Origin of the sequence: Lacipirellula parvula (genome assembly GCF_009177095.1) — a bacterium.
Taxonomy (GTDB): Bacteria; Planctomycetota; Planctomycetia; order Pirellulales; family Lacipirellulaceae; genus Lacipirellula; species Lacipirellula parvula.
In genome coordinates this window covers 3,815,283-3,827,887 of sequence record NZ_AP021861.1, presented here as the reverse complement: position 1 = coordinate 3,827,887, position 12,605 = coordinate 3,815,283, and the positions used below count along the sequence as shown (strand labels likewise).

Below are 12,605 nucleotides of genomic sequence, written 5' to 3'. Positions count from 1 at the left end.
GGGAGATCCTCTCTCACTGACCGGCCCTCGGCCATATGGTCGATCCCTTTCCCTGCGTCGCGTATTCTCATCGCGGCGTCTTCTTCTATTGGAAAGGCGATGCCATGCTCGGCCGCAACCAAGTCTCGGACAAGGATCTTTTGAAGGCCGTCAATCAGCGATTGATGCGCTCAGGCTCGGGCTCTCAAACTCGCGTGACGGCCACGGTTCAAAAAGGGATGGTCACGCTGACCGGCTCGCTGCAGTACGCGATTCAGCGGAACCCGATCATGAAAGCCGTACAAAGCGTCCCGGGCATTAGTCGCATTGTCGATCAGATGATCCTTGTCGAGAAGAAGCCGCAGCACTAGACGCTGCGAAAATTGTTAGTACATCACACCTCCGCTGTATTCGACTTCACTGTCGAACCGGGGGCGTGTTCTTTCGATCGGTCGAGCGCCGATCGGACGCCGCGACGCGGACCGTCGCCCTTTATTTGATAAGCGCCCTATGGTTCGCAATACGGATTTTCGCAAACTCGGCTTTGTCGGCGACTACCTGCCGCGCAAGTGCGGCATCGCCACCTTTACCAGCGACCTATTTGGAGCAGTGGCGACGCAGTATCCGTCGATCGATTGCTGCGTCGTCCCGGTCAACGACATCGCCGAGGGATACGACTATCCGCGGGAAGTGCAATTCGAGTTCGAGCAGCAAGATCTCGACTCCTATCGTCGCGCGGCCGACTTTCTCAACTTCAGCAATGTTGACGTCGTCTCGCTTCAGCACGAGTACGGCATCTTCGGCGGGCAGGCGGGGCGGCATATTCTCGCGCTACTGCACGATGTCAGAATGCCCGTGGTCACGACGCTCCACACCGTACTCAAGAACCCCTCGTACGACCAGCGCCGGGTGATGCGAGAGTTGGCTGATCTCTCTTCGCGACTTGTCGTCATGTCGCAGCGCGGCCGCGAGTTTCTGCTCGACATTTACGGCGTCCCCGACGCGAAAATCGACGTCATCGCTCATGGTATTCCCGATATGCCGTTCGTCGATCCCAACGCTTCAAAAGAGCAATTTGGCGTCGAGGGGAAGCACGTCATCCTCACGTTCGGCCTCCTTTCTCCAAACAAGGGGATCGAGCACGCACTCCAGGCTTTGCCGGAGATCATCCGTGAGTTCCCTAACGTCGTATACATCGTCCTCGGCGCCACTCACCCGAATCTCGTTCGCGAACAAGGCGAGACGTATCGACTCAGCCTGGAACGGATGGCGAGCGATCTCGGCGTGCGGAAGAACGTCATTTTCTACAACCGTTTCGTTGAACGGCACGAATTAATCGAGTTTATCGCTGCCGCCGATATCTACCTTACTCCCTACCTGGAGCCGGCACAAATCACCTCAGGCACGTTGGCGTACGCCTTCGGTTGCGGCAAGCCAGTAGTTTCGACGCCCTACTGGCACGCCGAGGAACTGCTGGCCGAAGACCGCGGCGCCCTTGTGCCATTCCGCGACTCAAGCGCCATCGCTCAGCAAATCTGCAGTCTGCTGCGTGACGATCCGCGGCGTGTTGCGATGGGACGCCAAGCGTACACGCTCGGGCGCGAGATGATCTGGAGTCACGTCGCCCATCTCTACATGAACTCGTTTCAGCAGGCGCGGCGCGTTCGCTTCGATCGCCAAGTGAAACCGCTGGCGATTCAGACGCTCGACGAGCGCCCGTGGGAGCTACCCAAATGGCGTCTGGAGCATCTGCTGCGTATGACAGACTCCTGCGGTCTCTTGCAGCACGCCAAGTACACGCTACCCAATTTCGCTGAGGGGTACTGCACCGACGACAACGCCCGCGGCCTGCAATTCGCCATGGCGCTCGAAGAGATGGGACTCGACACACTTGAAATGCAGCGCGCCACGACCCGTTACGCGGCATTTGTTGACGCGGCATTCGATCCCGAGCAACGCCGATTCCGCAACTTCCTCACGTTCGACCGCCGCTGGGTCCACGAAGATATCCTCGGCTCCGACGATTGCTTCGGCCGCGCGATGTGCGCTCTGGGGACTTGCATCGGACGTTCGAAGCAACGGAGCCTACAGTGCTGGGCGATGGAAGTCTTCCATCGAGCATTGCCGGCGAGCGTCGAGATTCACTCCCCCCGGGCCTGGGCGTCGACGCTAATGGGGATCGACCAGTATCTCCGCCGCTTCGACGGCGACCGCGCGGTAACGCAAGTTCGGGCGACGCTCGTTGAGCGGCTGGTCGACCTCCACCAACGAGTCTCTACGACGTCTTGGCCATGGTTTGAGGAAACGCTCAGCTACGACAATGCAGCCCTGTCGCATGCGTTAATCCTCAGCGGGTGTTCTATGGGAGATGTCGCGGTTCAAGAGTTGGGGCTGCGGTCGCTTGAATGGCTCGTCGGCGTCCAGCGAGCCCCGCGAGGGCATTTCCGCCCCATTGGCAGCGATGGCTTCCACAAGCGCGGCGGTCCACGCGCTGATTTCGACCAACAACCGATCGAGGCCTGGGCGACGGTCGCAGCATGCGTCGAGGCGTACCGCACGACGGAAGAAGCATCGTGGCTGAATGAAGCGCGACTAGCTTTTGAATGGTTCCTCGGCCGCAACGATCTGGGCGTGGAAGTCTACGACGCCAGCACAGGCGGCTGCCACGACGGGTTGCATGCCGACCGCGTCAACGAGAATCAAGGCGCTGAATCGACCCTCGCATTCTTACTGTCGCTCGCCGAGCTACAGCAGCTGGAAAGCTCGCTCGCAGCATTCCGCCGGGCTGCTGAAGCCGCAGCAATGCTGCAACCGAGCTGACGCAATCTAACTCGTGAGGCGGTCCAATAACCGTTCCACCGATACCATCCCGAACCGCGTTGTCGTGTCCGACGTCGCAAAAGGAATGTACAACTGATCGCTATGGATCATGGCTCCGCAGGTGTAGGCGACGTTCGGCACGTATCCGTCGCGTTCTTTCTCGGTCGGCACGATGAGGGGTTCGTCGAGCACGCCAATGATGCGTTGCGGATCGTCGCGATCGAGCAACATCGCCCCGATGCAGTAGGTTCGCATCGGCCCGACGCCGTGAGTGAGCAGGATCCAACCTTCAGAAGTCTCTAGCGGCGACCCGCAGTTGCCGATCTGCACAAACTCCCACGGCTGCTTGGGGATTTGCAATAGGTCCGCGGTTTCCCAGAAATGGACGTTGTCCGACCGCATAATGTAGAGATTCTCGCCGTCGATCCGTGAGCACATGACAAAGTTGCCGTCTATTTTCCGCGGGAACAGCGCGAGCCCCTTATTCAGCGCCTTGGCGCCGTTGAGCGTGTGGACGCCGATCGTTTGGAAATCGCTCGTCTCGATGAGTTCCGGTAGTGTCCGGAAGCCGTCATACGCGGTGCAGGTGCCAAAGTAAGTCACCGCGCCGTCATCGTGAACGAATCGGACCAGCCGCAAGTCTTCGATGCCGCGGCTCTCGTTAATAGTCTGCGGGAAGATGACTAGCTCCGATGCTTCGGCGTCGGTCGGTAGTTTCAGCTGGTAGTTGGACATTGCCAGCCAACGAATTCCCTGCATGGAGTCCAGAGAGGGAACCAGCTCCGGCTCGCGCTCGCGAACCGCAATCATCGCCTGCTCCAACTCAGTCATCGTGAATGAACCGGGCAGGCAATTCATCACCGCCTCTGCGACTGGCTGCGACACGCCGATGTCGCCGAGCTTTCTCGCGAACAACGCTTTGTCGAACAGCTTGTCCTGCATCACGCTGATCGGACTGGTATGCCGGCTGAGCGGATCGACCTGAATCCGTTGATCGGAGTAAATGATGCCAGTCCGAAAGACGATCGACGAAACGTGCCCCTCGCCGGTGGCCCGCAGACTCATGACAAATCGCACCGCTCCGTCGGGGAGATTGCGCTGGTTCAGGTGCGGCACGATCGAAGGATTGAAGAGCGCTGCCGATTCGATCGAATACTCCATCGTGAAGTACGAGCCGAGTAGTAGCCGGCGATTGAGATCAACGTCACCCGCGTCGCCTAGCAACGTCGCGGCATTGCGGAAGTTCTGCTCCAGCACCGCGACGATGTTGCTATGTCGCGTTCGAAACCGCTGGAAGACCTCGTCTAGCAACCTCGCAACTTCATCGTCTTCTAGCCGAGCGATTCGCTCGACGATGTTCTGCATTCGACCCTTGCTGCCCGGGTCGAAGAAGCGAGTGATGACGCGGCGGTTGTCGCTGGCGAAGGTAACAGGCAGGCGTTTGACGGCCAGCGGCTTGCGGCGACTCGGTCTCTTGGCTGATGACATCGTTGGCGCTTGCTCATGCGCTTCTCCTGATACTCGACTGCAGCGAATCAATTTGACAGAACAGCAACGCTTCACTCACAACCGCTATCGCGGCGCGCTGTTGTCCTTAACGCTTCCTTGTTGAACCATCATACGCCGCTGATCTGGATACAGCGCAAACCGAATCCCTCGTGCTCGGGACTTCGGCGAACGCCGATCGAGCCGATTTAGCTCAGTTAGCGCCTGCAACAATCCCAGGTGAAGTTTGAGGGCTTCGTCCATCGTCATGTCGATCTCGATCGGCTTGCGACCTTCGACAGGAATCGGAGGCGAGATTTGGTCGAGGAAGATCACGCCGTAGCTGAGGGCTTTCTTCTCTCGCAATGTCGCCGCCTTCTTTTTCTTCTTTGCCATCTTTCGCTCCAAAATTCGCAACAGAGTTGAGATTCGCCTACTAAAGTCGCAATCTCGAACTGCTGGCAGCGGTCGAAATGGCGTCAACAGCCGTTATACTCCTTTCCTGAAGAACTTAATCCACTAGTTCCGCGACGAATGCTGTGGTAGAGTCAAACCACTAAGACAGCGAAGGCATCTGCGAGAAGCATGGCCAGACGCCGCATCAGTCAGTTCTCTGTGACTCATTGCGTGGCGATACAGTAATCTTCTCGTTGATCTTTGCCCTTCATCTTGGCCGTTCTTCATACCGGCCTCCAGCGACGTTGATCTACGGTGTGGATCAGTTTGCTTTCTTACTTTTGGGCCTCCCGTTAGCGGGTCCGCCCATGCGTTGCCCGAGTAATTGCACGGTGCGAGGGCTGCGCGTCAGTTTGAGAACTGCGTGCTGGAGAATTTGTGACGTGTCGCAAGGTACAATTAAGAAGTTGACTGACAAAGGCTTTGGCTTCATTCAAGGGGACAATGGAGATATCTTCTTCCATTCGTCTGCGGTTGAAGGAGCCGGCTTCGACAGCCTCTATGAAGGCCAAGCCGTGCAATTCAACGAAGGCATGGGGCCTAAGGGCAAGTGCGCCGAGAACGTGCGGGTGAGCTAAGGCCGCCCGTATCTTTTTGAAGTAATGCATGACGACGCCGGAGAACGCGAACGCGATCTCCGGCGTTTTTTGCGCACTCGCCCCGCTCTGACTTTATGTAGACGATTCGACGCCGGGCGTCAGTAGACAGCGGCGAGGCGCCACCAGCGCTACACCACGCTCGCTACTTGGCCGCGCTGATGCGGCTTAAGTCGCTTGGGCCCATCTTGAGCGAGATCAATAATCGTCTTACGCCATGCTATTGGGTCATCCGCACGTTCAGCCCCAGAACCTAATATGCCACCGAGTGTGTGCGGTCGTGCCCTTCGAGGGGCAGCTAATCAGGACCCTAATAGCCGCGAGCGGGCCCTTAGGCATCGACAGACCATCAATTTTAAGCTGTCGGTGGGCTCTTGAAGAGTAGCTAGCGGGTCAAGCTACCCGTTTGATTGACGCGGTCGGCTGCTTACTAGAGCGAACTGCTACACATAGTCGGCTCACGGCGCCCTCAGCCTCTCTTCCGACCCCTAGGTCGAACACCTAGCGCACGGGGTATTTTGCTGGCGTTCTGAACTGGATGGCGAACAGCCTAAGACCAGTAAGAACTAGTTGCAGTTGACCAGCGGCTCACTTCAAGTCCGCTCAGAACCCAGCCCCGAGGGTGTGCTCAGCAGCAGAAGAATCAGTTCGAAACGGCGGATCAGAGAGAGACACGTTCTGCCAAATCCCCGACGGCTTCAATGTTTTGCGAGATTCTCATAGGGTATTCATTGCGCTGCAGTCTTACGATTCTTCACCGAAGATGATCGCCGAAATCGCATCAAGCTCGCTCTGATCAGCATCGACCGCAAGTTGCTCTAGGTCGCATTGCTCAGACCAAACTTCATCAAGCGACCCAGCTTCCCACGGTAAAGTGGCTGTTCGAAGCATCGGAAACGCGGTAATTGGAGCTGCCACCCGTGTGCGGAGAACAGGATTCAGAACGCTGCCGTGATGCTTACGATGTCGCAACTGTGCTGACCACTCATCGCGTTGCGAGGTTAGCGGCGACACGTCTGATCGCTCTGCCATTGCAGCATCGACCAACTGGCTGTTAAGGCTAGCAGCATGCGACGCCTTACCGGGTACGATTACCGCGTCGAGCGCAGCTATTCGTGCGGGCTCGCTGTATGTTGGAAATGCCTCGAAGGTCGACGAGGCGTCTGTGAATATTTCTGAGGCCGCACCAGCTTGCGCGGACACACTCACGGCGACAACGGTCGGAGGTGCACCAAACTGGGATTTCCAAACGGCTAGGTCAGCGGCGTCCACGTCGCGGTCGTTGTCGGCGTCGCCATTAGCTTTCACCGCATTAGGCGCGACGATGCCGAAGCCGCGTTGCCAGGCGAGGAAGTCGCGTCCATCAATGCTCCCGTCCCCATCGAAGTCTGCGGAGGCGGGAGCGATGGGCTGCACTTCGAACGCCCCGATATCGATCCTCCCGCCGATAACTCTCGTGAAGGAAACGCCCCGTTGATCAACGTTTGGCGGCGGCGAATACGCTGGAGTTCCCGCATTGATGGCTGGGCTGCCGGGTAGGAGTTCCATGGTCCAGGTCAATCCGCCGTAGTCGGCGAGGACGCCGAGCTTGGGATCCGCCGTGCTGACGATGCCGCCCGCGAAGCCGCTGGAGCTGCGGATCAAGTTGTTGCTGCCAGAAGTGGAGTTCGTTCCGCCGACGTTCGTCGTACCAGTAAAGTCCTCAACGGCGACATCCGCCCCCTGGCCTATGATCGTGTTGGTGACGATGGCGGTGGCGGTCGTCGACTCGGTGGTGGAACCGATGTAGTCGCCAAGATTAAAGATCCCGCGGCCACCCTGCGCGGCCGTGTTTCCAGAGATGGTGCTACTAGCGACGGTAAGCGTGCCGTTGCGATTGAACAGCGCCCCGCCCAGCCCTGCGCCAGCCTCTCCACCTCCGCCGCCGCCGATGGCGGCGTTCCCGTTAAGCGTGCTGTTGGTGATGACGACGACGCCTGCTTCATTGAAGACAGCTCCCCCCATGCCAGCCCCGCCGCCGCCGGCGTACGAGTTGTTGCCCGCCCCGCCGCCGAAACCGCCGGCGCCTGCAGACGCCCTGCTGCCTGTGCCGCCGCCGCCGCCGCCAAAGCCCCCAACCCCGCCGGTGCCAGGGAAGACGCTTGCGCCGCCGCCGCCGCCACCACCGCCGCCAAAGCCGCCGTAGCCGCCAGACTTGCCGCCGGAACTACTGCCATCGCTCGCTCCACCGCCGCCTCCACCGCCAAAGCCCCCGACGCCGCCGTAGCTGCTGCCTGCGGCTCCGCCATTAGGCCCGCCGCCGATGGCGCCGTTGTTCGATGTTGCGTTTGACCCTTTGGAACCCAAGCCAGCCCCGCCAGCCCCACCCTCGCCACTCGAGTTGTCGTCATTCGCACCGCCCGCGCCCCCCTGAGCGACGTTGCCCGTGAGCGTGCTGTTTTGGAGCTTCAATGAACCTCGGTTGAAGATAGCGCCCCCCAGTCCGGCGCTGCCGCCCCCACCGCCGCCGAGAAAGCCGTTGCCGCCGGCGAATCCCTGGGCTCTACCGCTGCTGAGAGTCAAGCTTTCCAGGGTCAGGTTGCTGCCGGCGTCGACGTCAAACAGTCGGAAGCTCGGCACTTGCCCGCCTACATAACTCGCGGGGTTGGTGTCGCGTGCGATGGCAATTCCCTGGCTCAATCCAGTTTGCCCATCAATCACCAGGGACGTTTCGTAGATGAAGAAGGCCGAAGGTCCGGCCATCGTGGAGCCAGCCGCTGTGTCATTGACGAACTTCGACAGGGCTATGGTCTGGCCATCGACGCTGCTGGCGAAGGTGATGGTATTAACCTCGCCCGCGGTGCGCGTAACCAGCGCCTTCTCGGCCGCCGACAGAGCGCCGTAGCCGGTCACGCCAGTCGCTAAGTTAATTGCCTCGCGTAGCGATAAAAAGCTATCAGCGACGATGTCGTCGGCAGCGACATTGACCACCATGTTGCCCACAAATTTGATCTCTACAGATCCGATATCAGGCGTTGAGTCGCGACGCTGGCCTCGTTGATCTGCCGCCGGTGCCCCCGCCTGAATGCCTGCGTCGAGCACGGGGCTGCCACCTAGCGGCGCCATCGTCTTGGTCACGCCGCCGTTATTCTGCAGCGGGCCGAGCAGCGGGTACGTGGCGACGATAACGCCGCCGACGGGGAACGAGCCGCGGTTGCTCATTAGGTTATTGGAGCCCGCGTTGATTGGGGCGTTGCCGCCGTTGTTGGCGCTGTCGAAGTCTGCGACCGCCGTCGCTCCCGCCTGGCCCAAGATGGTGTTGGTGATGTTGGCCGTGCCAGTCTTGCCGGCGCCATCGCTGATGTTGAAGACCGCGCGGCCGTTGCCGCTGCCGCCGTCGCCGTTCGTCACCGTGTTGGAGGAGAAGGTGCTGTTGGTGATCGTGACCGTACCGTTGCGGTTGAACAATCCGCCGCCCAGGCCAGTACCGGCTGTGGCGCCATAGGCTTGCGACCCGCTGGTCCCGCGGTTACCTCCGGTAGCCGCGTTGCCGGTGATCGTGCTGTTGGTGATCGTGACTACGCCTCCTTCATTATTGAAGATCGCGCCGCCCATGCCGGCGCCGCCGCCGGCAAGCCCCTTTCGGCCGCCGTTGCCGGCGCCGTAGCCGCCAGCGATTGGGTTATTCTGGGCTGGCGAAGCGCCGCCGCCGCCACCGAAGCCGCCGACTCCACCTCGGCCGCGGAGCCTCCCGGCGCCGCCGCCACCGCCGCCGAATCCGCCACGCGCCCCGTCGTAATAGTTGGAGTAAGTCGTGCCAGTGCCCGTGCCGCCGCCACCGCCGCCGCCGCCGCCGAAGCCGCCGGTGCCAGCGGGTTGCCCGGTAGTCAGCGTACCGCCCGAGCCGCCGTTCGGTCCGCCGCCCCCCCCGCCGTATCTCTGCGTGGACACCGCTGCGCCGGGGCCCCCCAGCCCAGCGCCCCCGCCGCCGCCGTACCTGACCGCTCCGCTCAATGACGTTCCGCCGGCGCCCCCCTGAGCTGTGTTGCCGGAGAGCGTGCTGTTGAGGATCGTCAGCGAGCCCTGGTTGAAGATCGCGCCCCCCAAGCCGGCGCTGCCGCCACCGGCGCCGCCGTAGTAGGCGCCGCCGCCGGCGAACCCCTGAGCGAGCCCGTTGCTGAGCGTCAGGCTTTGCAACGTCAGGCTGCTGCCGGCCGCGACGTCGAACACCCGGAACGCGCTGGCGCTGTTCCGCGCGATCGTGATTCCCTGGCTCAACCCCGTAAATCCGTCGATCACCAGCGACGTGCTGCCGCTGATGAAGAAGGCCGACGCACCGGCCATCGTCGAGCCGGCCGAAACATTATTAACGAAGCTCGTTAGATTGATCGTCCCGCCGTCGATCTCGGTCGAGAACTGAATGAGGTCAGCGCCAGCACCGTTGTTAACGCTCGCCGTGATCGCATCGCGGAGGGTACCAGGTCCGCTGTCAGCGACGCTGGTCACCACGAAGTTGGCGAGCATCCGCCGGTCTTCGAGCTGCATCACTCCAGGCTTGTATCCAAATTCCGCACGGCGACGCCCCTTGCCGCGGCGCGCAGTGCGCGTCGCTTTCGTGGAAGAACCGAACAATTCGCGCATCCGTTGCTGAAAATTCATTGAAGCGTCTCTGCGGTAATGAAAGTGTCTTAGTTCTGTCTGGCCGCATGGCGCAGCGGACCGGGCACCTGGTCTAACGCCTCATCTGGCACGACAAACGAATCGGCGATTAGGCTCGGCTCGTCGTTGATCACGTCGGGTCGCCGCACGCCTGGCAACACGCTCACAGCGAAAATTTCTTGGACTGCATCTTCAAATTTCACGCGGGCGATCGTTTGCCCCGTGTGGATGTTCACCACCCAGACGCCGCAGCAGCGTTCTTCTAATGGCCGTTCGGCGATTGGAATGCCGCTGAAGACGGCACTTTCCCGCACCTGCGATAAGCCGATGAAAGCCAGCGGCCCGCAGAAGTCGAGTCCACGCGTAAATCCGGGCAACTCGGCAAGCGGCTCGTATTGGCCTGTAGCAGGATCGATCCAACCGATGCTGCCGCGCCCCGATTCAAGCACCCACAGGCGGCCGTCGTACCAGCGCGGCGAGTGCGGCATCGACAGGCCCGAGGCGATCGTTTCTCCTGACGAAACCTCGAGCACGACGCCGCCGCTCTTTTTGTCTACTCGCCAGCCGGCGGGCGTATCGGTCGCGCCGAGCGCCGTGACGAACGTGGGACGACCTTCCGCGACGCAGAGTCCGTTCAGATGGCAGCGATCTTCAGGCGCGAGCGCCGAAATAAACGGAGGCTTCCAGCGTGGCACAAAGCTGTGATCCCTGCTCCGCGTGCACAGGCAAGAGAAACGCGTGTTCACAAACCACAATTCAGGGTCGCGCTCCGTCCCAGTTCCCAATTCCCCGTCGCGGGCGTGGCCCCAGGCCATCTCGTGGATTTGAATGTCGCCGGTGCAGACCGACGAGCGCGGCAGGAAGCAGGCGTCGTGTGTCTCGGTAGGCTCCAATTGCCGAGCCACGGCCGGCGCGTTGTGATATTCCCAAATCTCCACGCTCGTGCCGATGGCGAGCCGATCACCCTCAGCAGCGAGGCCCATTGGTTTGCTGAAGCTGCGGAAGTGCGTGTTGAGTTGTCCGCCGTGCGGACGGAGCATTACCAGCTTGCCGGCTTGGTAAGTGGTAACGAGTAGTGAAGCGTCTAGTTCCTGCAAGATAGCTGGAAAGTTGTCGGTGTGAATGCTACGCAGCGGCGGCGCTTCATTCGCGGGAGGGCTCACGTTCGTGGACGCGCTCACCGAGGCTTCGGGCGATGTCATCGGCATTGAGGAAACCCGCCCTCAGTCCAGGTCGATGCCGCTGAAATCTTGCAGCTAAACCCAGACAATCGGTGGAGCCGTGTGGCGGCAGCGGCTCGATTTACGGGATCCCTCCTCAAATTGAATATGTTGCACATCGAGGACTAGTAGTGGCGAACGTATTGAGGAGAAGTGCGAAGCGAACAGAGCCTCGTCGGAGGTCGTAACTGGATCGTAGTCGACGCATGCCCACGACGCCACACGATTGCGCCCCTTGCGGCCTACCTCCGTCAAGATAGCTGCCTGCAACGGCAATAAGGCGTGGCAGCCCACAGTTCTGAACCGATGAAGCTGTCAAACGTGAGCTATTCGTGCCCAGCCTTCTCAAGGTTGCGGAGGCCGGTTAAGTCCTAAATTGCGGACCGCCGTAGTGATTTCCTCTACATGGATTGCCTCTAACCGCCCGCAGCCATGTGTCTCTCCAAAACCAAGAGCACCCGTGAGTTACTGCAGAGCTTGGCGAGAAATGACTGGGTGGAGGTTGAAACAAGCAGCACTACCCGGCCAGTCGCGGTCTGCGGCCAAACCGCGTCGCGAAAAATGCCCTAAAACCGGCCGCTACGGATGGGCTCGACGACGAGCGACCTCTAGGTCGACTGCCTAGCGCCCCCCCCTGCCCTTCAAATCGGCGCGTGGAGATTCCAACGCAGCCACCTCATGAGAGTGGCCAAACTCTCGGTGACGAGTTGCGCATGTAAGGCGGTTTCCGCAACTCCGCGTGCTCCCGCTTCTGATTCTCGCCTTCCATATCGATCAGAACCCGAATGGCAGCTATTACACGCCGCAAGTCTGAGTCGTCGGCGAGGGCAATCTGCGTGACTCTTCGACTACGACTGCTCGAACTAAGGGAGGAACTTGCCAATCTTCACGCACTGCTCGGCGTACCAAAGCCATATCCGCAGCCTTGACGGGCAGACCCTGCCCCCAACCCCCGAGGCATTCGGAGGGAGGGGCGGTCGCCTCAGCGGATTTCCGCCGTTCTCGTTTCCGCTTTCTTCTACTTGGCATTTAGTTACTGCCTCGTATTTTCTCTTACCCGCAAATCGAACCAAATGGTCGTCGCGTTCAAAGAGCCCAAATTCCGGCAGCGCTAGCGATCACGCTCGTCAGCGATCAATCGCGCCGTCAAGTATCGCAAGCCTGTACGAAAGTACAAGCAATTCAGGCTAATCCTGAGTGTGCTCGGATCAGGGAGAGTTCAAACTTCCGTTTACATTACAGCCCGCAGATCGCGATTTCCGGCGATCGTTAATTCCAACAAATCTAATTTGCTGAAATTATCGGGCGTCATGAATTCCCTTCCACAACTGTTGCGTCTGCCAAGCTGCTTAACGTGACGATGAGCGGCCCCCAGCAGTTGTAAAGCCTAGTCAGTATTATTCCGCGTCAA

7 protein-coding genes are annotated in these 12,605 nt (G+C 60.3%); 3 read left to right on the top strand and 4 right to left on the bottom strand.

Annotation, left to right across the window (positions count from 1 at the left end; genetic code table 11):
* Positions 1-104 precede the first annotated feature (104 nt).
* Complete coding sequence (locus PLANPX_RS14950) at positions 105-350, top strand: BON domain-containing protein (RefSeq protein WP_172992082.1); 246 nt, start codon at positions 105-107, stop codon at positions 348-350.
* 139 nt (positions 351-489) lie between these two features.
* On the top strand, positions 490-2,799 hold the full coding sequence (locus PLANPX_RS14945; RefSeq protein ID WP_152099504.1) for a glycosyltransferase family 4 protein: 2,310 nt from the start codon (positions 490-492) through the stop codon (positions 2,797-2,799).
* A 6-nt stretch (positions 2,800-2,805) separates the two neighbouring features.
* Here the strand turns inward: PLANPX_RS14945 and PLANPX_RS14940 are convergent, their stop codons facing one another.
* Positions 2,806-4,287 carry a glycoside hydrolase family 130 protein gene (locus tag PLANPX_RS14940; RefSeq protein ID WP_152099503.1) on the bottom strand — a complete coding sequence of 494 codons (1,482 nt, stop codon included), beginning with the start codon at positions 4,285-4,287 and terminating at the stop codon, positions 2,806-2,808.
* Positions 4,288-4,371: 84 nt separating this feature from the next.
* On the bottom strand, positions 4,372-4,680 hold the full coding sequence (locus PLANPX_RS14935) for a hypothetical protein (protein ID WP_152099502.1): 309 nt from the start codon (positions 4,678-4,680) through the stop codon (positions 4,372-4,374).
* Between the two features lie 443 nt (positions 4,681-5,123).
* Here PLANPX_RS14935 and PLANPX_RS14930 point away from each other — a divergent pair, with 443 nt between their 5' ends.
* Complete coding sequence (locus PLANPX_RS14930) at positions 5,124-5,318, top strand: cold-shock protein (RefSeq protein WP_152099501.1); 195 nt, start codon at positions 5,124-5,126, stop codon at positions 5,316-5,318.
* Between the two features lie 762 nt (positions 5,319-6,080).
* On the opposite strand, the gene PLANPX_RS27410 is transcribed toward PLANPX_RS14930, so the two are convergent.
* Both PLANPX_RS27410 and PLANPX_RS14920 read right to left on the bottom strand, forming a co-directional pair.
* A complete protein-coding gene (locus PLANPX_RS27410; RefSeq protein WP_172992080.1) occupies positions 6,081-9,974 on the bottom strand; it encodes a choice-of-anchor Q domain-containing protein in 3,894 nt (1,297 codons plus the stop codon).
* A 29-nt stretch (positions 9,975-10,003) separates the two neighbouring features.
* Positions 10,004-11,182: a TIGR03032 family protein gene (locus PLANPX_RS14920; protein ID WP_232536126.1), complete on the bottom strand. Its 1,179-nt coding sequence runs from the start codon at positions 11,180-11,182 to the stop codon at positions 10,004-10,006.
* Between the last annotated feature and the right edge of the window lie 1,423 nt (positions 11,183-12,605).